The 24,043-nt window shown below is 34.0% G+C and carries 23 protein-coding genes and 1 tRNA gene; 2 read left to right on the top strand and 22 right to left on the bottom strand.

The window, feature by feature from the left end:
• Window positions 1-220 precede the first annotated feature (220 nt).
• Both ACSBO6_RS01960 and ACSBO6_RS01955 read right to left on the bottom strand, forming a co-directional pair.
• The gene (locus ACSBO6_RS01960; RefSeq protein ID WP_180232886.1) at window positions 221-376 is read right to left on the bottom strand and encodes a hypothetical protein; all 156 of its coding nucleotides are present in this window, start codon (window positions 374-376) and stop codon (window positions 221-223) included.
• A gap of 198 nt (window positions 377-574) precedes the next feature.
• A tRNA-Arg gene (locus tag ACSBO6_RS01955) sits at window positions 575-647 on the bottom strand.
• Window positions 648-737: 90 nt separating this feature from the next.
• Between ACSBO6_RS01955 and ACSBO6_RS01950 the strand changes: the two genes are divergently transcribed.
• Window positions 738-1,145: a hypothetical protein gene (locus ACSBO6_RS01950; protein WP_498844084.1), complete on the top strand. Its 408-nt coding sequence runs from the start codon at window positions 738-740 to the stop codon at window positions 1,143-1,145.
• Between the two features lie 1,599 nt (window positions 1,146-2,744).
• Window positions 2,745-3,338, top strand: coding sequence for an ATP-dependent Clp endopeptidase proteolytic subunit ClpP (gene clpP, locus ACSBO6_RS01945; protein ID WP_098845599.1), 594 nt, complete (start codon window positions 2,745-2,747; stop codon window positions 3,336-3,338).
• Window positions 3,339-3,394: 56 nt separating this feature from the next.
• Here the strand turns inward: clpP and ACSBO6_RS01940 are convergent, their stop codons facing one another.
• The 20 genes from ACSBO6_RS01940 to ACSBO6_RS01845 all read right to left on the bottom strand — a co-directional run bounded on the left by ACSBO6_RS01940 (window position 3,395) and on the right by ACSBO6_RS01845 (window position 23,705).
• Window positions 3,395-3,655, bottom strand: a complete 261-nt coding sequence (locus tag ACSBO6_RS01940; RefSeq protein WP_498844083.1) for an HPr family phosphocarrier protein — start codon at window positions 3,653-3,655, stop codon at window positions 3,395-3,397.
• A gap of 21 nt (window positions 3,656-3,676) precedes the next feature.
• The gene (gene whiA / locus ACSBO6_RS01935; RefSeq protein ID WP_098845597.1) at window positions 3,677-4,627 is read right to left on the bottom strand and encodes a DNA-binding protein WhiA; all 951 of its coding nucleotides are present in this window, start codon (window positions 4,625-4,627) and stop codon (window positions 3,677-3,679) included.
• Between the two features lie 39 nt (window positions 4,628-4,666).
• Window positions 4,667-5,635 (bottom strand): gluconeogenesis factor YvcK family protein, encoded by a 969-nt coding sequence (locus ACSBO6_RS01930; RefSeq protein ID WP_498844082.1) that lies wholly within the window; start codon window positions 5,633-5,635, stop codon window positions 4,667-4,669.
• Window positions 5,635-6,519: an RNase adapter RapZ gene (gene rapZ, locus ACSBO6_RS01925; RefSeq protein ID WP_098845595.1), complete on the bottom strand. Its 885-nt coding sequence runs from the start codon at window positions 6,517-6,519 to the stop codon at window positions 5,635-5,637. Before rapZ ends, ACSBO6_RS01930 begins: the two co-directional genes overlap by 1 nt.
• A 31-nt stretch (window positions 6,520-6,550) precedes the next feature.
• Window positions 6,551-7,009 (bottom strand): NUDIX hydrolase, encoded by a 459-nt coding sequence (locus tag ACSBO6_RS01920; RefSeq protein WP_098845594.1) that lies wholly within the window; start codon window positions 7,007-7,009, stop codon window positions 6,551-6,553.
• Between the two features lie 484 nt (window positions 7,010-7,493).
• The gene (gene trxB / locus ACSBO6_RS01915; protein ID WP_098845593.1) at window positions 7,494-8,441 is read right to left on the bottom strand and encodes a thioredoxin-disulfide reductase; all 948 of its coding nucleotides are present in this window, start codon (window positions 8,439-8,441) and stop codon (window positions 7,494-7,496) included.
• Between the two features lie 266 nt (window positions 8,442-8,707).
• Window positions 8,708-10,207: a tetratricopeptide repeat protein gene (locus ACSBO6_RS01910; RefSeq protein ID WP_098845592.1), complete on the bottom strand. Its 1,500-nt coding sequence runs from the start codon at window positions 10,205-10,207 to the stop codon at window positions 8,708-8,710.
• A 176-nt stretch (window positions 10,208-10,383) separates the two neighbouring features.
• Window positions 10,384-10,884, bottom strand: a complete 501-nt coding sequence (locus ACSBO6_RS01905; RefSeq protein WP_098845591.1) for an acyltransferase — start codon at window positions 10,882-10,884, stop codon at window positions 10,384-10,386.
• Window positions 10,881-11,528: a pyrophosphatase PpaX gene (ppaX, locus tag ACSBO6_RS01900; protein ID WP_098845590.1), complete on the bottom strand. Its 648-nt coding sequence runs from the start codon at window positions 11,526-11,528 to the stop codon at window positions 10,881-10,883. Before ppaX ends, ACSBO6_RS01905 begins: the two co-directional genes overlap by 4 nt.
• Before the next feature lie 13 nt (window positions 11,529-11,541).
• A complete protein-coding gene (locus ACSBO6_RS01895; protein WP_098845589.1) occupies window positions 11,542-12,486 on the bottom strand; it encodes a nucleoside recognition domain-containing protein in 945 nt (314 codons plus the stop codon).
• A gap of 24 nt (window positions 12,487-12,510) precedes the next feature.
• Entirely contained in the window at window positions 12,511-13,323 is an 813-nt protein-coding gene (gene lgt / locus ACSBO6_RS01890) for a prolipoprotein diacylglyceryl transferase (protein WP_098845588.1), read from the bottom strand.
• Window positions 13,324-13,344: 21 nt separating this feature from the next.
• Complete coding sequence (gene hprK / locus ACSBO6_RS01885; RefSeq protein ID WP_098845587.1) at window positions 13,345-14,286, bottom strand: HPr(Ser) kinase/phosphatase; 942 nt, start codon at window positions 14,284-14,286, stop codon at window positions 13,345-13,347.
• Between the two features lie 272 nt (window positions 14,287-14,558).
• Complete coding sequence (locus tag ACSBO6_RS01880) at window positions 14,559-14,933, bottom strand: phage holin family protein (protein ID WP_098845586.1); 375 nt, start codon at window positions 14,931-14,933, stop codon at window positions 14,559-14,561.
• Window positions 14,934-15,128 carry a PspC domain-containing protein gene (locus ACSBO6_RS01875; RefSeq protein ID WP_098845585.1) on the bottom strand — a complete coding sequence of 65 codons (195 nt, stop codon included), beginning with the start codon at window positions 15,126-15,128 and terminating at the stop codon, window positions 14,934-14,936. It lies immediately after the preceding gene.
• 229 nt (window positions 15,129-15,357) lie between these two features.
• Window positions 15,358-18,216, bottom strand: coding sequence for an excinuclease ABC subunit UvrA (gene uvrA, locus ACSBO6_RS01870; RefSeq protein WP_098845698.1), 2,859 nt, complete (start codon window positions 18,214-18,216; stop codon window positions 15,358-15,360).
• Between the two features lie 14 nt (window positions 18,217-18,230).
• Window positions 18,231-20,216, bottom strand: coding sequence for an excinuclease ABC subunit UvrB (gene uvrB, locus ACSBO6_RS01865; protein WP_098845584.1), 1,986 nt, complete (start codon window positions 20,214-20,216; stop codon window positions 18,231-18,233).
• Between the two features lie 288 nt (window positions 20,217-20,504).
• Window positions 20,505-21,773 carry a hypothetical protein gene (locus tag ACSBO6_RS01860; RefSeq protein ID WP_098845583.1) on the bottom strand — a complete coding sequence of 423 codons (1,269 nt, stop codon included), beginning with the start codon at window positions 21,771-21,773 and terminating at the stop codon, window positions 20,505-20,507.
• A 13-nt stretch (window positions 21,774-21,786) separates the two neighbouring features.
• A complete protein-coding gene (locus ACSBO6_RS01855) occupies window positions 21,787-22,629 on the bottom strand; it encodes a hypothetical protein (RefSeq protein WP_098845582.1) in 843 nt (280 codons plus the stop codon).
• The gene (locus tag ACSBO6_RS01850; protein WP_498844081.1) at window positions 22,626-23,315 is read right to left on the bottom strand and encodes an ABC transporter ATP-binding protein; all 690 of its coding nucleotides are present in this window, start codon (window positions 23,313-23,315) and stop codon (window positions 22,626-22,628) included. Before ACSBO6_RS01850 ends, ACSBO6_RS01855 begins: the two co-directional genes overlap by 4 nt.
• Window positions 23,316-23,705 (bottom strand): GntR family transcriptional regulator, encoded by a 390-nt coding sequence (locus ACSBO6_RS01845; RefSeq protein ID WP_098845580.1) that lies wholly within the window; start codon window positions 23,703-23,705, stop codon window positions 23,316-23,318.
• Window positions 23,706-24,043: the final 338 nt, after the last annotated feature.

Here is a 24,043-nt window from a genome sequence, read left to right as displayed (position 1 = left end):
CGTTTGAGGCGAGAGACCGGGCGGCCACATCCGCGCGTTTAGCTTGCGCATATCTCTCGTCTTACTCAAATTAGCTCATCGCAAAGAATAATATAACATATAGTTAGGGAAAAGGATAGAGGTAAAAAATAGAAGGTACGAAAAGAACCGAATAATTTTTATAAATATAAAATTACTCGGCTCTTTTTTTAATAAATTTAAAATGATTTTAAACATGATTTTAGAAACAGAATTTAATGATTATTAAGTCGATGCAGTGTTTCTTCTTTTTAGATGTTGCGTACAGTTTATAAGTCTCTATAAATTTTAATTCTCTTCCTATTTCATCCTTATTGATTTGTGCCATTTCTTCAAGAAACCAAGAATTCATATCCATTTAAATGCCCTCCCTTATTTACTTTAAATATATGACTTTAAGTTAAAGGAACCCATTCTTCATTGGATGGAGTTTTATTACATCTTTAGTTGTAGAGCATTGGTAGGGTTTAAGACTGAGATTCTAATTTTAAGAAAATAAAAACCGAGCGATCGGTCTGTTATTTTACAGATCTAATCACTCGGTTTATTCTTTTAGCGCGCTCGACAGGATTCGAACCTGCGACACACGGTACCGGAAACCGTTGCTCTATCCCCTGAGCTACGAACGCATTTTTTAATATGTGGGATAAATAAGTATCTTCTTTTTGTCACCCCAATCTCAGCATGTTAACTCAAGGAGCAGCTCGATTGGTGTGCTGATGTTTCGCTACGATGCTTATTCGGTCGTGCTCTATCCCCTGAGCTACGAACGCATATTTTTTAATATGTGGTTTAAAATAAGGATTTTCTTTCTGTCGCCCCAATCTCAGTTTGGTTATGCAAGGAGCGGCTCGATTGGTGCGCTGATGTTTCGCTACGATGCTTATTCGGTCGTGCTCTATCCCCTGAGCTACGAACGCATATTTTTTAATATGTGGTTTAAAATAAGGATTTTCTTTCTGTCGCCCCAATCTCAGTTTGGTTATGCAAGGAGCGGCTCGATTGGTGCGCTGATGTTTCGCTACGATGCTTATTCGGTCGTGCTCTATCCCCTGAGCTACGAACGCATATTTTTTAATATGTGGTTTAAAATAAGGATTTTCTTTCTGTCGCCCCAATCTCAGTAAGCTTATGCAAGAAGCGGCTCGATTGGTGCGCTGATGTTTCGCTACGATGCTTATTCGGTCGTGCTCTATCCCCTGAGCTACGAACGCATATTTTTTAATATGTGGTTTAAAATAAGGATTTTCTTTCTGTCGCCCCAATCTCAGTTTGGTTATGCAAGGAGCGGCTCGATTGGTGTTTCACCAGAAAATATGATTATTCTATCCCACCCTTGCCTCAGTTTGTTATTGCAAGGTGTGGCTCGGCAAGTGCGCTCGATGTTGTTGCATGGGTGCTTATTCATTCGTGCTTTATCCCCTGGGCTACGAACGCATTTTTTAATATGTGGGATAAATAAGTATCTTCTTTTTGTCACCCCAATCTCAGTTTGGTTATGCAAGGAGCGGCTCGATTGGTGTTTCACCAGAAAATATGTTTATTCTATCCCACCCTTGCCTCAGTTTGTTATTGCAAGGTGTGGCTCGGCAAGTGCGCTCGATGTTGTTGCATGGGTGCTTATTCATTCGTGCTTTATCCAACTGAGCTACGAACGCATTTTTAATATGTGGGGTAAATAAGTATCTTCTTTTTGTCGCCCCAATCTCAGTTTGGTTATGCAAGGAGCGGCTCGATTGGTGTTTCACCAGAAAATATGTTTATTCTATCCCACCCTTGCCTCAGTTTGTTATTGCAAGGTGTGGCTCGGCAAGTGCGCTCGATGTTGTTGCATGGGTGCTTATTCATTCGTGCTTTATCCCCTGGGCTACGAATGCATATAGGTCTTATGTTTTATTATATCGTTAGAATGTTCTGACCGCAATGATTTAGGTTTCTTTTTGAGTAGGAAAATATTCTTTTATGATCATGATTTTATAGTTTTTTTCCTTTTTTGAGTGACTTGTTGGTACCAGTAAAAGCTTTTTTCTTGAGGCTTTTTAGTCTGCCTTTTCCTTCGTTATCGTTGTCTAGTAAATATTTAAGAATCACTTTTTCATTACCACTAGCTTATTCATTAATAACGAATAGTTTAGTATTTGATTTATTGTCACAATGATCTCCATTTTATTTATTAAATTTTGCTAAAGTTATATTAGGGAGCTTTTCCAAAATAATTGAATAGGAAATTTTCTGAAAAAACTAAAGGAGATAAAAATTGGGATCTATAAATTTATTAAATTTACTAATAATACTTGGTATTTTAAGTGGTATAGTTTATTTTTGTGTGTTATTAATAAGAAAAATTAAGCAAAAACTTAATCTAAACAAGAAAATATAAATTCATGACGTCCTCTTTTTATGAGGACTTTTTTATTGATTACTTCTATCTTTCTATCGTTCTCATCTTATAAGTAAGGTCTACTTTCTGACCATATAAAATAAGCTGCAATCATTTAGTTCTTAGCTTTTTATCTGATCAAAAGAAAAACTACATAAAGTTACGTTTAATAATAGGAAAAGTCGTTAATGATGTTGAAGTATTAGATAAATAAATATGTTATTAAAGGTCAATATTTATTCGTTAAAATAAACATTAAAATAGCATCTCTTTTATTTGACCTTTTCTGACCTTAAAGGTATTATTGTATTAATCATTCATTTGTTTTAAACAAGGAGGAGAAAAAATGAATTTAATTCCTACAGTTATTGAACAAACAAGTCGTGGTGAGCGTGCGTATGATATCTATTCGCGTCTATTAAAAGACCGCATCATCATGTTAGGTAGCGCAATCGATGATAATGTAGCTAACTCAATTGTTTCACAACTTTTATTTTTAGCAGCAGAAGATCCAGATAAGGATATTTCATTATACATTAATAGTCCAGGAGGAAGTATTACTGCTGGTATGGCTATTTATGATACGATGAACTTTATTAAGCCTCAAGTATCTACAATTTGTATTGGTATGGCGGCTTCAATGGGTGCTTTCTTATTAGCTGCTGGGGAAAAAGGTAAGAGATATGCTCTTCCAAATGCAGAAGTTATGATTCACCAACCATTAGGTGGTGCTCAAGGTCAAGCTACCGAAATTGAAATTGCAGCTAAGCGAATCTTGTTCTTACGCGATAAATTAAACAAAATTCTTGCAGAACGTACTGGTCAACCATTAGATACGATCGAGCGTGATACAGAGCGTGATAACTTTATGACTGCAGACCGTGCATTAGAATACGGATTAATTGATAAAGTAATTTCTAATACTGCAGCTATTAAATAATAATAAAAAACTAGCCGTAATTTTTCGGCTAGTTTTTTTTTAGAAAAAAATTGGAATTATATTATTTCTTCTCCAATAAAGGCCATTACTGCTTCCATTGCTTCAACCTCATCGTCGCCAGTTACAGTAATTACAATCTCTTCCCCGTGTGGTACTGCAAGACTCATAACACCCATAATACTCTTAACGTTTACTTGTTTACCTTTGTAAGCTAATAATACTTCTGAACGAAACCTCGTAGCAACTTGAACAAATTGTGCTGCTGGACGAGCCTGTATTCCAGTTTCTAATAGTACTCTCCCTTTTTTCTCAATCATTTTTTTCTTCCCTCTTAACTTTTATTTTATTTTAATTGGTTCTCCTGCTCTAAGTTTATCAGCTATTTCATCAATTTTACGTAATCGATGATTGATTCCTGATTTACTAATTGCACCGCTAGATACCATTTCACCTAACTCTTTTAATGTTACATCCTCGTACGCTACTCGAAGTTCTGCAATTTCACGTAGCTTTGGCGGTAATATATCTAAACCAACTGAGTTTTGAATATAACGTATATTTTCAATTTGTCTGAAGGCTGCACTGATTGTTTTATTTAAGTTCGCAGTTTCACAATTTACTAGACGATTAACACTGTTTCTCATATCTCTTACAATGCGGATATCTTCAAACCTTAATAAGGCTGAGTGTGCACCAACAACGTTTAAAAACTCTGTAATTTTTTCTGCTTCTTTTAAGTACGTAATATAGCCCTTACGTCTCTCAAGTGTTTTAGCATTTAAACCGAATTCATTCATTAATCGACAAATCTCTTCTGTATGCTCTTTATATAGTGAAAAAATTTCTAAATGATATGAAGATGTCTCTGGATTATTTACCGAACCACCAGCTAGAAAAGCACCTCTTAAATAGGAGCGTTTACAACATTTCTTAGCAATTAGCTCTTTCGCTATTTCATTCGTGAAGGTAAATCCTTCACCAGTTATATAAAGATCATTTAAAATATGTTTTGCTTCTTCTTTTATTCGAACAATATATACATTGTTCTTTTTAAGACGCATTTTTTTACGAACGAGCAATTCAACGTCCACATCATAAACACGTTTAATTAATACATATATTCTTCTAGCAATAGCTGCATTTTCAGTTACTATATCTACAATAATTTGGCGATTCGCAATTGATAATGAACCATTCATTCGAATTAAAGAGGATAGCTCAGATTTTGAACAACAATCTTTGATCTCAATCGTTGTTAATTCTTTTTTCGTTTCTGATGCAAAGGACATTTGAATCACCCCCTCCTTCTAGCTCTATAGATTTTTTCACTATTCTTTTATTTTTGTCGGGATTAGATCACACAAGATTTCAGCTAATTTTACTGTATCATGCCTAATCACATTATCATCATATTTAACGATCGATTTATGAACAATTTCTAGATTTAAAGATTCAAGCTCATCTAGATCTAGTATTACTTGTTGAGCATGTTCTTCCTTATAAAGTTCTAAAATATTTTTAGGCATTGTGCCTTCATTAACAATAATTGTATCGATAAAACTTGAGTCTAAATGTTTGTATAGAGCTTTTACATGATCACTAGCTGTATAATGTAAAGTTTCTCCAGCTTGGGTCATTACATTACATACATATACTTTTTTAGCTTTTGAATCGACAACAGCATTCCCAATTTTAGTTACTAATAGATTAGGAAGGATACTCGTATATAGGCTACCCGGTCCAATTACAATTAAGTCAGCTCGATTAATTTCATCAAGCGCCTCTTTTAAAGGTTCCACATTTCCTGGTGCTAAAAATACTCTTTTAATCTTCTTACCAGAATAAGGAATTTTCGATTCCCCTGAAACAATTGTACCGTCTTCTAATTCAGCTTTTAAGACGACACTTTGATTAGCCGCTGGTATAACTTTCCCTCTAACATTTAATACTCTTCTCATTTCAATGATTGCACGATAAAAATCACCTGTAATCGCAGTCATTGCACTTAGCATTAAATTACCTAGAGAATGTCCAGAAAGGTCCCCAGTTGTTGCGAATCGATGCTGGAATAATTCTTCCAACATCGGTTCTACATCTGATAACGCGGCCAGTACATTTCGTACATCACCAGGCGGTGGAATTTTCAACTCATCACGTAATCGTCCAGAGCTACCACCATCATCTGCGACTGTAACGATAGCGGTTATATCAACGGGATGTTTTTTCAACCCACGGACTAAAACAGATAGTCCCGTTCCGCCTCCAATTATTACGATTTTCGAACGCTGACTGACCATTACTTATGACTCCTTTTTTCAACGTCCCTATGGCTAATATTCGTATCATATTGATCCTTATAGTAATTAGCTAAATACTCTGCTAAGGTAACAGAACGATGCTGTCCACCCGTACATCCAATCGCTATGATTAGTTGTCTTTTACCCTCTCTTTTATATTGAGGTAACATAAAACTAATTAAATCAATTAATTTCAACATAAATTCGGTTGTCTCATTAAATTTAAGAACATAAGTAGAAACTTCTTCATCTAAGCCAGTTAAAGGACGCATTGATTCTATATAAAATGGGTTTGGTAAAAATCGTACGTCAAATACTAAATCAGCATCAATTGGTATTCCGTACTTAAAACCGAATGACATAATATTTACTGAAAAACCTTCTTGTTCATTATCTCTAAATTGTTCAATTATTTTTTCTCGTAAAATTTTAGGCTTTAAATCTGAAGTATCATAAATTAATTGCGCACGACCTTTTACATCAGCTAAAAGTGCACGTTCGATCTCAATTCCTTTTAATGGCGATCCCGTTGGAGAAAGTGGATGTGAACGACGAGTTTCTTTGTAGCGAGTGACAAGTGCGGCATTCGTTGCATCTAAAAATAAAATTTGAGGGATGATTGAAGGAGTAGACATTAATTGATCTAACGAACTTCCTAACTGATCAAAAAATTCTCTTCCTCGTAAATCCATAACTAGAGCAACTTTATCTGTTGTATTGTGATCCGGGTCCTTTAATAGCTCTACAAATTTTGGAAGTAGAGCAGGAGGAAGATTGTCAACACAGAAATAACCGATATCCTCTAATGCTTGAACAACAACAGTCTTTCCAGCACCTGACATTCCAGTTATAATAACCATTTTTACATGTGATCTTGTAGGCATTTAATTCAACCCTTTCTATAAATTAGGTTAATTAGGATGGATTCAACCGATATCTTAATAATTCAAAATCTGGAGTATAGACAAAGGTACCATGTAAAATTTCTGTACCTTTTAATAAATAATCGATAATATGATAGTCACCTGCTGCCATAGGAAGATTTTTCACATCATCTATTGCATGCCAGCGAAGAATTCCTTCTTCACACTCATCTTGATTTTCTCCGTCAAACTCGGTAGCCAAAAATGAAAACATCATCCATTCATTCACTACCTTAGCATCTTCTTCTATAATAATCGTAAAAACACCTTTTAATTTTGGGTTTTTTAAGTAAACACCTGTTTCTTCACGATATTCACGAACAACTGCTTCCCTAATGTTTTCACCTGGCTCCATCTTACCGCCGGGTGCAACCCACCAGTTTCTTCTAGGTTTTTGTAGCAGGAGGATATTATTTTCATTTGCCAAAACACAATGTGTAACTCTTTGCATTTCTTATACCTCACTTACAATTTGGACTTGCAGTTGGTTGAAACTGCCCAATCTATATTATACCGTTAAACTAGTCAGACAACAACTTGTTAAGAGTAGGAATTAGGTTAGAAAGGTCTAGGCAATAGGAAAAGATTTTGTGGATTGCAACTATGGTTTTAAGAAGAAAATCGATTACATTCGAAGATAAATAAAGAAAACTCACCGATGATTGACGAGCTTTTTTAGCGAAGACTTAAGGCGTAGTGTACATTTTATTAATTCTTCGTCGATGCACTTCAATCATTCAATGCACAAAAAAAGGGAACATGGACAAGCGCATATCCATGTTCCTATATATTAGGGGGCTCTCTGGTTATTGTCTATATTACAGCAACTATATTTCAGGAGAGTTACATCCTAATTACATATAAGTTTCAGAATATTACAATTTCGTTCACAATTCTAAAACTTACTGTGATCTGTCAGTTTACTTTTATATAGATTAGTTAGTTTTAGATAATTCTTCTTTTAATTCTTCGATATAATGTTGTACTGCTTGAGCAGCAATACTTCCGTCTCCAGTAGCTGTTACAACTTGACGTAAAGTTTTTTCACGAACGTCACCAGCAGCAAAAATACCTGGTACTTTTGTTTCCATTACATCATTTGTTTCGATATATCCATTTTCATTTGTAATCCCTAAACTTACGAATGGTTTCGTTAATGGCAGCATTCCAATATAGATAAATACGCCATCCGTTTTAAAATCAGATTCTTCACCATTTTGAGTATCTACAAGTGTTACACTACTTACTTTACCATCAGTACCGTTTATTTCTTTAATTGTTGAATTCCAAATAAATGAAATCTTTTCATTTGCAAATGCACGGTCTTGAAGAATTTTTTGAGCACGTAATTGATCTCTACGGTGAACGATTGTAACTTTAGAAGCATATCGAGTTAAATATACGCCTTCTTCTACTGCTGAATCTCCGCCACCTACTACTACTAATTCTTTATCTTTAAAGAATGCTCCATCACAAACTGCACAGTAAGAAACACCACGTCCTCCAAGCTCTTGCTCACCTGGAACACCAATTTTTTTGTATTCTGCACCTGTTGCGATAATAATTGCACGTGCTTTGTATTCTTTTTTACCAGCAATAATTGTTTTATATTCTTTACCGTCGATAATTTCTTTAATGTCCCCATAAGCGTATTCAGCACCAAATTTTTTCGCATGATCAAACATTTTATTTGATAAATCTGGACCTAAAATACTATCAAAACCTGGGTAGTTTTCAATTTCTTCAGTATTTGCCATCTGTCCACCTGGAATACCACGTTCCATCATTAATGTAGAAAGGTTTGCACGAGATGTATATACAGCTGCAGTCATTCCTGCAGGACCTGCTCCAATGATAATAACATCATAAATTTTTTCTTCCATTACTTAATCACTCCTTGTACTTAAATGGCTAATTTGCCCAACTTCATTATCTATCACTATCCTAATACGTGACGACATAAAACAACAAATCATATGCTCATGATAAAGAAAACTCGTCGACAAAACGAGCCTTTTAGGAAAAGTCAGAGGTATAGTTTCTCTTTACTTAATTCCTATAATACCCCACGTCGATTACGAATCCTTGCTGCCGATCTGTACTCACCTTAATGTAAAATAAAGAAAGCTTGCATTAACACCATCTGGTATTAAAACAAGCTTCGAATGGCGTTAATGCCTTTATTTAATAAATAGGTAGAGATATTATAGTTTGCTGCAATTTTCTTTTGTGATACACGTTTTGCTTCATTTTCAACAAGATAATGTGTAGCAGCTAATAAAACATCTTCGTCTACAGGTAATTCTTTATATTTTAATGTTAGTTCACAAACAGCGAAGAACCATAATTGAAGATGATTTCGTAGTATAATATAATCTTCTTCCCAAGTTGTCTGTACTTTCTTTGCCCCGTTAATCGCAATATTTAATGATGGATGAGGCTCTAGATAACACATATTATTTAGAAGAACTTGTTCTAATTGTTCATCGAGACCAATATTTTCTAGCGGATTTAAATCTTGAAGGATTGAACTAAACTTTTGTTCATAATAATATTCCTTCATGAAAAAGATTAATCCCCATCTCTCACTATTCGAATTGGAGTATTTCGCTTGGTACTCTGTTTCAGCCATTAATTGTTCGATTTCATTTGATGAATGTTTTTTTTCAGCCCAAGGAGCCAATTCTTCATGATCATCAAATTCACTAGTCATTTCAAAATTCCAAATACGCTCTGCCGTTTCAATTCTTCCAGATTGATAAGCTGCATCACAGAACATATAATAAAACTGTATTTCACGGTCTGGTCGTTCCATGTAAAGTAAATTAAATAACTTATAAGCTTCATCATACTTTTTAAATTGGTAGAAAAGTACACCAAGCTTGTGGCGGTGTTCTTCAGAGATTGGAATAATATTTGATAAGCCCTCTAGATATTGTAGAGCAACTTCTTGTTCATTTAATATTCTTTTTAACATTGTTAAATGAATGAGAGCCGATAAATTACCTGGGTTTTCCTCTAAAACATATTGTAATATTCTCTCAGCTTCTTCAGGATTACCTAAATGAAGCTCTACTAAAGCTAGGTTATTATAAGCTGGCCAAAATTCTTGATACTTATCAACAATAGTAAGTAAAGTTGTTTTAGCTGATTTCCAATCATGATTTGCCAAATAGCTTGTAACACGCTCTTGAAGCACTAATAAATCATCATTAATACTTAAATCATCATCTTCTTCACTATGGATAATATCTAAATAGTCTTCTAGTTCTTCTATTTGCTCTTCATCCGTACCAATTTCTAAATACTTTTGAGCATACAAATTCGCTTTTTGGAACAATCCTAATTCAAAAAATGCAAATGCTAATAAATAGTATACATCCTCATTTGTTGGATATTTATCTAAAATATATTCTAAAATTGTAATTGTAGTTTGATATTGATGTAATGATAAAAGCTTTCTAGAAATATCAATAAGAACTGTTTGATTTTCTTCATTTTCAGCAGCTTTTTTTAAATAATAAATCGCTTGCTCAGAATCGTTACTATTATAAGCTTTCATCCCTTTTTCATAGAAATAATCTTTCGGTAACGAGAACGAAACGACATTATGAAATTGATTTGTTTGATTCCCCAAATTTTCTGACATTCGATCCTCCAGTTTTTAAAAGCTTATCACAGTATATCACATAAAAAGAGGAAATAGTCGCCGTCCAAATTATAAGAAATTTTAAACGAACGTACAATTTCCACATTATCTAAATAAGTTGTCAAAGTATTATTCTAACCGAAACAAAACCTATTGAAAACTACTTTTTTCAATCTTTAAATAGTCGTTTCGTTTTGAGGTAATGATATAATAACCATAGGATTACCTCCAACGAATGCACCAGCTGGAACATCCTTGTTGACGAGTGTTGCAGCCGAAACTTTTGCACCATCACCAATTGTCACACCCGGCAGGATTGTCGTATTTGCACCAACTAACACATTATTACCAATAATGACTTCTCCTAATCGGTATTCATTAATTAAATATTCATGCGCCAAGATTGTTGTATTATAGCCAATAATCGAATTCCTACCAACTGAAATTAATTCTGGAAACATTAAATCAGGCGTTACTTTAAACGCAAAAGATGTATACTCTCCTACTTTCATTCCGATAAGAGTCCTATACATCCAGTTTTTCAGTTTAAAGAAGGGGATATATCGAGCTATTTCAATGACAATGACATTCCGAAATGTTTTCCAAAATGAAACCGTCTTGTACACTTGCCATAGTGAATTTTCACCTTCAATTAGGTATCGCTTGGTTTTCCTCACTTTTCATCAATTCCTAAGATTGGTAAGATATCGCTCATCTTTTCAAGCATATAATCAGGTTTAAAAGTAGCTAAAAATTCTTTTCCTTTTAGCGACCAAGCAACACCTGCTGTTTTCGTTCCAGCGTTTTGACCACCTTCAATATCATGGTAATTATCGCCCACCATTAAACACTCTTCAGGAATCGAATTTAATTTTTTAAGAGCTAATTGGATTGGTTCTGGATGTGGCTTTGCATTTTGAACGTCATCAATTGTGATAACCGTATCAAAGAATTGCTTTAACCGACTAAAACTTAAGCCCATTTCAACAACATTTCGTGCTTTCGTTGTTACAATCCCAATTTTATAGCCTAATTTGTGTAAAGTTTCAATCGTCTCATAAACTGTTTCATACTCCTCAACAAACTCATCATGCATCTCCATATTAAAACGGCGATATTCCGTGATGAACTCGTCCACTCTTTCTGGATCTATTGAAGAGAATGATTCAGTTAAAGTTGGACCCATAAAAGGAATAACATGTTCACGTTTGTATTGTTCAGGATAATATTTATTCAATGTATGCAAGAATGAAGCAATGATTAATTCATTTGTATTGATTAAAGTACCATCTAAATCAAATAATATCGTATTTATTTTCATAAGAATTTCCTTTCTATTTCACTTCAGCTTTTAAACTTGATTCAGCGTTTCTACCTACTCTTCCGACGATTCTTGCAACTATACAAGTAACAACTAACGCGACAAAGAAACGAATTAAAAATAAGTATAAAACTGGAATCCCTAAAGGAATAAAGAGAAGTGTATCTTCTACTACAGCATGACAAGCTACTAAAAATAAAAAAACAAGATATAAATCACGTTTCGAAACCCCATCTTCTTTAACCGCTTGAATCATAACGCCTGCTCCAAAAGCTAACCCAAAAAACAATCCCGCAGCTAATGTAACCCCAGCCTTTGCTTCAACACCGATTAATTTGGTAAACGGAGATAATGCTTTTGTTATATAATTCATCCAGCCATAATCTTTTGCAATTTGAATTACTAACATTAATGGAAAAACAATTTTAACAAGGTTTAAAATACCCATTAATGACGAAATGATTGCAGTATATACGATCTCCCATCCTGACTGGTTAACACTTTCTGCAACTGCAATGCCTTTATGAACGATTTCAGTCCCACCAGACCAAAAGAAATGAATACAAATAGCAGATATAATTGCAAATCCTATCCTAACTAAAACAACAAAAGATGCTCGAACCCCTACAGCAGTTGCTACTGTCGTTTCAACAAATAGATTATGAGAAAAACTTAACATAACTGCAAGGATCAATGCTTCCTTAACAGTTAAATCCATCGGTAGCATTGCCCCAAGGGCTGCATATAGATTTAAAACATTTCCTAGCACTAATACTAATGCTGCATCTCCCTTTAAACCGATAAAACTCATTAGTGGTTCAAGAAGAGTAACAAACCAGTCCATAAGTGCAGTTTCTTTAATAATCGTTAAAATGAAAGAAATAGGGAAAATGATTTTCCCTATTTTCCAAGAAGTTTGTAAACCAACTAGTAACCCTCTCTTTAAAGTCTCAAACATGCTTCCCACTCCTGTTTAACAAACTTATGCGTCTAAATAACGTTCATTCGATAACCCTTTAACTCTTCGATAAACAAGAATGATAATTGATAGAACAATAATTACGACTGAAATAAATTGAGCCATTCTAATTGTATTTGTTAACATCAAACTATCTGTTCTTAAGCCTTCAATAAAGAAACGACCAACTGAATACCAAATTAAATACGTTAAAAACATTTCACCACGTCTAAGATTCACTCTTCTTAAAATTAGTAGGAAGATAATCCCTAGTAAACTCCATAATGATTCATATAAAAACGTTGGATGATAATACGTTCCATCGATATACATTTGATTAATAATCCAAGTAGGTAGATGGAGACTTTCTAAAAATGATCTAGTTACTGGACCACCATGTGCCTCTTGGTTCATGAAGTTCCCCCAACGCCCAAGCATTTGGCCTACTAAAATACTTGGTGCTGCGATATCTGCAAGCTTCCAAAATGAAATGCCTCGTTTCTTCGTAAAGAAGTAACTAGCAATAAAAGCTCCAATTAATCCACCGTGAATAGCTAATCCACCATGCCAAATGGCCGGTATTTCACTAACATGCGTAGAGTAATAGCTCCACTCAAAGAGTACATAATAAATTCTAGCCCCTATAATAGCGGATGGTAAAGCTACTAAAATAAGATCCAAAAATGTATCATCAGGTATTCCACGTCGTTTACTTTCGCGAATTGCCAACCATAAACCTAATATAACACCTAAACCGATCAATACCCCATACCACTTTATCGAAAGAGGACCTAAGTGTAAAAATACTTTATCTAATGGCTGAATATTTGACTCCATTTAAATTTCCCCACTTTTTCATTAAATTAAATCACTAACGCTATTACCGCCTTGAATTACTTTCTCTAGACGATCTGCAAATTGCTGTGCAGCATTTACCCCCATATTTTTCAAACGGAAGTTCATCGCTGCTACCTCAATAATAACAGCTAAATTTCGACCTGGTCGAACAGGCAAAGTAATTTTCGAAATATCTGTATCTAATATTTTAAGTTTTTCATCGTCTAAGCCTACCCGATCGTAAACCTTTTGAGAGTCCCACGTCTCTAAATCGATATTCAACGTAATACGCTTGTAGTTACGGACAGATCCCGCTCCGAAAAGAGTCATAACATTAATAATTCCTAATCCACGAATTTCCAATAAATGCTCAATTAATTCAGGAGATGAACCAATCAGCGTATCTTCATCAGTTTGACGAATCTCTACTGAATCATCTGCTACTAAACGATGACCACGTTTTACTAACTCTAAGGCCGTTTCACTTTTACCTACTCCACTTTTTCCAGTAATTAATACACCTACACCATAAATATCAACTAGTACACCGTGTAATGCTGTAGTTGGAGCAAGTTTAGCCTCTAGATAACTAGTAAGTCTGCTGTACATTGTAGTTGTTTTACTGTTTGAGAGTAAAATAGGTACTCCAGTTTCGTCACCCGCTTCAATTAATTCGGGCGGAATTTCTAAACCACGCGTCACGATAATACAAGGCGTATCATCTGCACAAAGCTTTCTTAATCGATTATGTTTTTCTTCGTCAGTTAAACTATGATAAAAAGTTAATTCTGTTTTCCCTAATATTTGTACTCGATCAGATGGATAGTATGTAAAAAAACCTGCAACCTCTATACCTGGACGAGATAAGTCAGTCGTGTTAATCGAACGATTCAAACCCGCACTTCCACTAATGACCTCTAATTTAAAATACTCTACTAGATTCTTTGTACGTAATTTAGCCATACAAGCCTCCTAAGGATTAATAATTATGTATTATCTTTCATATTGTACCATTTTTAAACTTTGTGGGAAAATGTCGCCAAGCCACTAACTGCAATAAAACGATTAAAAATCATTAATGGATCAACGGGATTTAGAGACTATACAATCAGTTTTGGCATGATAGCAATGATGAGCAGTCATTAACAAAGGTGTTCACATAATGTTCGAATATCGAATATCCATTAAATAAAAAAAGACTCTCAAAAGTATTTTACTTAAGAGATGCCTCTTTTTTACCGATTACTATGCTTTTTTTTGTCCTTTGAACCGAACACGAAATATTGAATTAACATACTGAATGTACTAATTAGAATCGATGCGATAATAGCAGTTCCGAATCCATTTACTCGTAAGGCATCCCCTAATAAATAATCCGTCATTTCTAGCGTAAATGCATTAATAATAAACAGGAATAATCCCATTGTAAAAACGGTTACAGGTAACGTTATTAAAATTAAGATCGGGCGAATAATTGTATTTAAAATCGATAACACCAACGCAGCAATGATAGCCGTTGGAATATTTTTTACATAAAAATCTGGTTGCAGAAATCCTGCTACTACAATAAAAACTAAGCTATTAATAGCTAATGAAAATAACCATCTCATTTAATTGACTTCACCTTCTTCTGGAACAACAAATATCCAAATTAAATACACAAATAGTAGCGATCCAAATCCTACGAAGAATAATATAACAAACAGTAAACGGATTAATGTACTGTCCATCTTAAAATACTTACCCAATCCACCACATACACCTGCAAGCATAGAATCTTTAGAAGATCGATATAATTTTTTCAAAAAAAATCTCCTCTCTATCGATACGCCATCATTTTTTTAACATTACTTATTTTCTATTTTATTATTTATTCTATGTTAAAACATTAAAGAAATGTGGACTACTTTTCAAGCAAAAGCAATTATGAATACGTAAACGTAACTCCAAATAAAAACAAATACAAAGAAAAGGAGTTTAGGTCCTATTCTTTGTATCTCTCTTTTACTATTTCTTAGTCTATCTATTTTAAGATTAAGATTCCATCAAAGCTAATCTTTTTTCCATTCTAGCTTTGTCACGTTCTAATACAGCTTTTAAATACTTACCTGTATGAGACGCTTCAACTTTACATAGTTTCTCTGGTGTACCGGTTGCTACGATGGTACCACCTTTGTCTCCACCTTCTGGTCCTAGATCGATGAGATAGTCGGCTGCTTTAATAACATCTAAGTTATGTTCAATTACAAGCACAGTATCTCCATTATCTACTAGTCTTTGTAAAACAACTAATAATCGTGCAATATCATCAACATGAAGTCCTGTAGTAGGTTCATCTAATATATATAAAGTTCTTCCATTCGTACGTTTATGAAGCTCAGAAGCTAGTTTAACACGCTGTGCTTCTCCACCAGATAAAGTCGTAGCAGGTTGACCTAATGTAATATAACCTAAACCTACATCAAATAACGTTTGGAGTTTACGTTTAATCTTAGGGATATTTTCAAAGAATGATACTGCATCCTCTACTGTCATATTTAAAACTTCAGAAATCGATTTATCTTTATACTTAACTTCTAAAGTTTCTCGATTATATCGTTTACCATGACAAACCTCACATGGTACGTAAACATCTGGTAAGAAATGCATTTCGATTTTAATAATTCCATCGCCTCGGCACGCTTCACATCTACCACCTTTAACGTTGAAGCTAAAACGACCTTTCTTATAACCGCGCACTTTTGACTCATTTGTAGCGGCGTATACATCTCGAATATCATCAAATACACCAGTATAAGTAGCTGGATTTGAACGAGGGGTACGACCAATTGGTGATTGATCAATATCAATAACCTTCTCCAATTGATCAATCCCTTTAATTTCTTTATGCTCTCCAGGACGAACTTTCGAGCCATTTAATTTTTGAGCTAATGATTTATATAAAATCTCATTAATTAATGTACTTTTCCCTGATCCTGATACACCTGTTACTGCAACAAATGTACCTAACGGGAATGAGGCTGATACATTTTTTAAATTGTTTTCTTTTGCTCCAACAATTTTAATTTCACGTCCATCGCCTTTTCTACGCTCAAGCGGTACAGGAATAAACTTCTCACCCGATAAGTACTTCCCTGTTAATGAATTTTGATCATTCATCACTTCATTTGGCGTTCCTTGTGAAATGACCTGTCCACCGTGAATTCCAGCACCCGGTCCGATATCAATTAAATAATCTGCAGCTAACATTGTATCTTCATCATGTTCGACAACAATTAATGTATTTCCAATGTCTCTCATATTTAACAAAGTTGAGATTAAACGATCATTATCACGTTGGTGTAATCCAATTGATGGCTCATCCAAAATATATAAAACCCCGGTTAATCTCGAACCAATTTGCGTTGCCAAACGAATCCTTTGAGCTTCTCCACCAGATAATGTACCAGCAGCTCGGTTCAATGTTAAATAATCTAAACCTACATTTACTAAAAAGCCTAAACGCTCTCTAATTTCTCGAAGGATTAGATTTGCTATTTTTTCTTGTTTTGGCGTTAATTCAAGTGTACCAAAGAACTCAAATGCTTCTTTAACTGACATTTTTGTTACTTCACCGACGTGCAATCCACCAATAAATACTGCAAGAGCCTCTTTTCTTAGACGATGCCCTTTACAAGTTGGACAATGTTGTTGAGCCATGTATTTTTCCATTTGTTCACGAATAAAATCGGAAGATGTTTCTTTAAAACGTCTTTCTACATTCGAAATAACACCCTCAAATTCAATCATTGCTTCACGAACATGCCCTTGCTCGTTATCATATTTAAAATAAATTTGTTCACCATTACTACCATAAAGAATTTTGTCTTGGAGATCTTTTGGTATGTCCTTAAATGGAATATTCATATCAATTCCATAATGATTACATACACTTTCTAGTAATTGAGGATAATACATTGAGCTAATTGATTCCCAAGGTGCTATAGCATTTTCTTTAAGTGTCAATTCATCATTTGGGATGACTAAGTTTAAGTCTACTTCTAATTTCGTTCCTAAACCATCACATGAATGACAAGCTCCAAAAGGGCTGTTAAACGAAAACATGCGTGGTTCTAATTCCCCAATTGAGAAACCACACAGAGGACATGCATGATGCTCACTAAAAAGTAATTCTTCTTCACCTATTACATCAATGATCACTCGACCTTCTCCTAATTTTAATGCTGTTTCAAGAGAATCAGCTAGTCGAGATGCTACACCATCTTTTACAACAATACGGTCAATTACAACTTCAATTGAATGCTTCTTATTTTTCTCTAATTCAATTTCATCAGAAACATCAAATAACTCACCATCAACACGAACGCGAACGAACCCTTGTTTTTTAATTTCTTCAAATACTTTTACATGTGTCCCTTTACGACCAGATACTACTGGAGCAAGCACTTGAATTTTTGTTCGTTCAGGATACTCCATTACACGATCGACCATTTGTTCAACTGTTTGAGAAGAAATTTCGATACCATGATTTGGACAAATTGGCGTTCCAATACGAGCATAAAGAAGTCGTAGATAGTCGTAAATCTCTGTTACAGTACCAACTGTCGAACGAGGATTTCGGCTAGTCGTTTTTTGATCAATTGAAATTGCAGGTGAAAGTCCTTCAATCGAATCAACATCCGGTTTATCCATTTGACCTAAAAATTGACGAGCATACGCAGATAATGATTCTACATATCTGCGTTGACCTTCTGCATAAATCGTATCAAAAGCTAGAGACGACTTACCTGAACCCGATAAACCAGTCACTACTACTAATTGATTACGCGGGATCGTAACATCGATATTTTTTAAGTTATGCGCTCTGGCCCCTTTTATAATTATTTCATTCATACTTTTCAAGTTCTTCACCTCTCAGACTTCAATTCTAATATTAAGTCACGAAGTTCTGTTGCTCGCTCAAAATCAAGCGCCTTCGCTGCGTCCTTCATTTCCATTTCAATTGATTGAATAAATAAATGACGTTCTTTTTTGTTCATTTTCTTATATTTAGCACTAATACCGTTTTCATAAACTTCTTCTTCTTCAGCTACAGAAGTTGCTCGAATCACGTCACGTACTTGCTTAATAATCGTTTTAGGCGTAATTCCATGTTTTTTGTTATATTCTTCCTGAATCTGGCGACGACGTTTTGTTTCATTAATAGCAATTTCCATCGAATTCGTCATTTTATCAGCATACATAATAACATGACCATTTGAATTCCTTGCAGCTCGACCAATTGTTTGTATTAATGAACGTTCAGATCGTAAAAATCCTTCTTTATCTGCATCTAATATGACGACTAATGAAACTTCAGGAATATCGATCCCTTCACGTAAAAGGTTAATACCAATTAATACATCATATTTTCCTAAACGAAGATCGCGAATAATTTCAATTCGTTCAAGCGTTTTAATTTCAGAATGTAAATAATTAACTTTAATTCCGATTTCTTTCAAATAATCCGTTAAATCTTCAGACATTTTCTTCGTTAAAGTAGTAATTAGTACTCTCTCATTTTTGGCAATGCGATTACGAACTTCGTCAATCAGATCGTCAATTTGACCTTCAATCGGACGGACATCTATCGTCGGATCAAGTAGACCTGTTGGACGAATAATTTGCTCTACCTTCTCAGGACACAGCTCTAACTCATATGGTCCTGGCGTAGCAGTTACGTAAATAGTTTGTTGAACCTTTTCCTCAAATTCAACAAACTTCAATGGTCGATTATCCAATGCTGAAGGCAGACGGAATCCATGATCTACTAATACTTGCTTTCTTGCTTGGTCACCGTTAAACATTCCTCGAATTTGTGGAACTGTAACATGTGACTCGTCAATCACCATTAAGAAGTCTTCTGGAAAATAGTCTAATAATGTATAAGGCGTAGAACCTGGTGGTCTCAGCGTCAGATGACGAGAATAGTTTTCAATTCCTGAACAAAATCCCATCTCGTTCATCATTTCTAAATCATATCTAGTACGCTGCTCAAGTCTTTGAGCTTCTAGTAACTTACCGTTATCCCTCAATTCCTTTAATCGTTCTTCAAGCTCAACTTCTATATTTTTAATAGCAATTTTCATTTTTTCTTCACGTGTAACGAAGTGGGAAGCCGGGAAAATTGCAACGTGTTCACGGTCACCTAAAATTTCACCTGTTAATGCATCCACTTCTCTAATTCTCTCAATTTCATCACCAAAAAATTCCACACGAATACAGTGCTCATCACGTGATGCTGGGAATATTTCAACAACATCTCCACGAACTCGGAATGTACCACGTGAGAAGTCAATATCATTACGCGCATACTGAATATCTACTAACTTATGTAATAGGTCGTCTCTACTAATTTCCATTCCAGTACGAAGAGAACAAACTAATTCACGATATTCTTCAGGAGAACCTAAACCGTAAATACAAGAAACACTCGCTACAATAATGACATCCTTACGTTCAAAAAGGGAGGAAGTCGCAGAGTGGCGTAATTTATCAATTTCATCATTAATACTTGAATCTTTTTCAATATAAGTATCCGTCTGAGGTACATAAGCTTCTGGTTGAAAATAATCATAATAACTAACGAAATACTCAACTGCATTATTAGGAAAGAACTCTTTTAATTCACTATATAATTGCCCTGCTAATGTTTTATTGTGAGCAAATACTAATGTAGGTTTTCCTACTTCTTTAATTACATTTGAAATAGTAAACGTTTTTCCCGTTCCTGTTGCACCTAATAAAACTTGATGCTTTTTACCATTTCTAATTCCTTCAACTAACTGCTTAATCGCATTTGGTTGGTCACCTTGAGGTGAATAATTAGAAACTACCTCGAATTCCCGCTCCATCTTCCCCGCCTCCATTTCCAAAACATACCTATCCTTCTATTTTACCACAAATTTTCAAAAATCAATCAAAAACAGAACAAATGTACTTTAAAATTTAATCATCTTTACATAATATCGATGTTCTAGTACGAAATCAAGTTACCAAACTAGAACGTACATTCCTCAACTTAAGTATGAGATAAAGAAAAAAGAACAGGAATAAAGAAAGAAAAAGTCATAGGTAAAGATTTTATAAGTTTTATAAAACCCTTTCCCTATAACCAATCTCTTCTCTTTTTCCTGTCCTACTTATTCAACCTGAAAATCATAAATTTGTAATTTTTTTAATGCTTTACTAGCATTCCCTTTACTATTCTTCACTTCAATCTGACCTTCGAAAACACTTTGTCCACTTGTTAAATCGGCAATAATCAAACCTTTATTTAACTTTCCAGAATTCTCATTGTTATTCGTAATTGCGTATAGCTTTTCGTCAATAATTTTATAATTTGAAACATTATTTGTATTTATTTTAGAAAGATGAACTGGCTCACCTTCAATTTTTCTATTGTTTAGATTATAGATTAATACTGAAGTATCTTTATCATCGCTCTTTATAAAATACAATTTATCTTTATCTAAGATTATATTACTCTCCTCTAATTCTTTTTTCTGTTCATTCGATAAGTTTAAAGTTTCTTCTTTATCAGTTTCTAAATTAAACACGATTATTTCATTACTTATTTCTTCAGTTATTGTTTCTCCATTTGTTTGAACTGTATCTTTTAGTTTTGCCTTTCGATAAACATTAAATTTAGAAGGAATCGTTTGATCTGATTCTGATATGAAATTTTGTATATCAATACGCGTGTGCGTTTTTTGGTCGTTGGATGATTTATTAATCACTTTACGTTCAACAATTTTCTTTTGGTTTACATTAATTCGATACATAACTAGTTCAGTTTGTTCGTTATTAGCATCAGAATTTGTAATATTATTTATCGTTTTATTTTGATAAGTGATGACAACTAACTCTTTACCGACTAATTGTACATCCTCTACATTTATATATGAGTAATTTTCTTCACCTGGGATATCAATTTTAAATTTATAACGATCTTTATTTTGAAGGTCTAGCCCATCTATATACATTTTAAAATGATTATTTTGATGTTCATACGTACCTCCCATCTTTCCACCTTTTACCTCAGCATGCCATGCATAATCTTTATCGATATAAAATTGAGAAGAAGAAAATTTTCCGCGCATAAAATTTCTTTCATTCTTTTTCAACTCATTTAATTTCTTTAAATCATAGTAATTACGATCAAGTTCACTAAAGATTGAATTATTATCTTTATATTCACTACCGTCAGTCGTAATACTTAAACTTCTACCACCTTCTTGACCATATCCACCGGTAATAATTAAATTTTTAACGTATTTCGAGTCACCATTTTCACTTTTTAAGTAAAATTTAGGTAATTTACTTTCCGACATGGCTACTTTCGTAAAAAACGTACCTAGACTGATCATCGTGACAACAGCTATTACTGCCAAATTACGATATCGCTTCATACTAAACTCCTCCTTACACCGATACTTTGTTTTTTAATAAATACCTACTAAATAAGATTGAAACTGTAATGATGATAATAAAAAAGCCTATTTCCATATAAATGACTTCACTTGGATAAAACGAGAAATCATTTCTAAAAATGAAAGATTCAATCATCATTGGTGAAGCAAGTAAAATGACAATTGCAACTCCGTATAAAACAGCAAATAAAATGCCTTTCCAACGATAACTACGTTCCAATAGGATGAATGTGAACAGAACTAACACTAGCCCTATTCCAATCACATACCTAAGAATGAAATCTACAAAGTTACTTGGTAAAACCATCGCAAAAATATTAGGTTGCATAAAAAGATCAACTGTACTCATTTTTCCTAATAGTTCACTCGGAATAATATTTTGGAATACGTTTATTTCGATTGGTAAAAGTATTAGTTGAAAAGCCAATAAACTCAACACCATAATTAATATCGTAGTCGCTTTAGCAAAGTAAATTGTCATTCTCGAAGTTGGTAGCATAAACAAACGGTAAATAAACGTATTTTTTCCAAAGTAATCTCTGTACCAAATGATAAAAACATAGAACATCATTAAAGCGATACATATAACAATTGGACCAATAAATAAAGAATGATTAGCCACTTTGTTAAAATTTAGTAAACCGTTTGAAGTGATAAATTCCTTGGTTGCCTTTACAGAACTAGCATAATTTGCCTCATTAGCCATTTCCATATAGCTGGACTTTACTACAAATATACTTACAAACTGTGAAATAGCTACTAAAATGAGTAACGCTATATATAATTTAAAAAGTCGATTAACCTCAAAATTAACTAGTTTTAAATATCGATTCAAGACTCATACACCTCTCTCATTACATCCATCACTGATTTACCTTCTTCTAAACGTATTTCTTCTGTATAAAACTCTTTTAAAATTTCACCATTATCTAATAAAACAACCTTATCGATTAAATGCTCAATATCACTAATTTCATGCGTAGTGATAATCACGCCTCGATCCTCAATTAAGTGACTCGTAAACACTTTTGCTATTTGCTCTCTACTAAACATATCGATACCAGAAAAAGGTTCATCCATTAGAACGTAATCAACATCTAGGCCTAATCCAAACAGTAAATTTGCTTTTGCAGCATTACCTTTTGAAAGTTCACCTAATTTTTCGTCTTCCTTTAAACGGAAAAATCCAAGTAACTCTTTTGCACGCTCTGGATTCCATTTCACATAAAAATCCTTCATAAACTGCATTGCTTCTCCAACTGTATAACTAGGTAGCATTGTCAGCGTATCTGGAATAAACGTAATATTTTCGTACATTGTATGATTCATTTTTTTATCATCTATTAATATTTCACCGCGATCGATCGGCGTAATCCCCATAATTGCCTTCATTGTGGTAGACTTACCGACACCGTTAATCCCAATTAAGCAAGTGATTTCTCCTTTATTTGCAGTGAAAGAAATATCACGTAAAACATTTTTCCGACCATATTTTTTTGAAACATTCTTTACTTGTATCATTTATACCTCCCCTTTCTCTTCTTTTATCTTTTGTTCATAGTTTTGTTTGACCATTGTAAGTAACTCTTCTACTGGAACATTGATCACTTTAATTGAATCGATAAATTCGTTTACAGCTTCCATAATCAATTCATTTCGTACACCATTTAACACTTTTATGTCAGTCGTAATCTTACTAGGGAAATTTCGTTCAGTCGTAATCAATCCTTGTTCCTCCATTTCCTTGTATGCTTTTTGTACAGTATTTGGATTTATATTAAATTGAACAGCCAATTCTCTTCTTGATGGTATTTCTTGCCCTGCTTCTAATAGTCTTTTCGCAATTTGTTGTTTAAAATGCCTAACGACTTGTAGATAAACTGGTTCCCGGTTATTCACTATAAATTCCATCAATCCACCTCCTCGCCTTTTTTACGATCTTCGTAGTATGTGTGTGTACTACTTAGTTCATACACTTAACACATAATGATGTGTATTACTCAAATAATACACCTTATATGTGTACTATACATGTAGTACACCAAAAATGTCAAACATAAATATTTAAAAAAATACTAGACTAAAATTGAACCGTTCCAATTAGTCTAGTATTTCAACACAATTCTTAATTTAGTTTTTTTCGATCTTTTCGAACGACTAAAAAGTAAAAGAAAACACTAGGCCAAGGGAACTGAATCATTCCTAACAGCCCCCATAACCAGGCTGAACGATTTCTCTTTTTAGCGTTT

The organism is Bacillus sp. AL-1R (genome assembly GCF_052180195.1).
GTDB lineage: Bacteria > Bacillota > Bacilli > Bacillales > Bacillaceae_G > Gottfriedia.
This window is presented reverse-complemented; position numbering and strand designations above follow the sequence as displayed.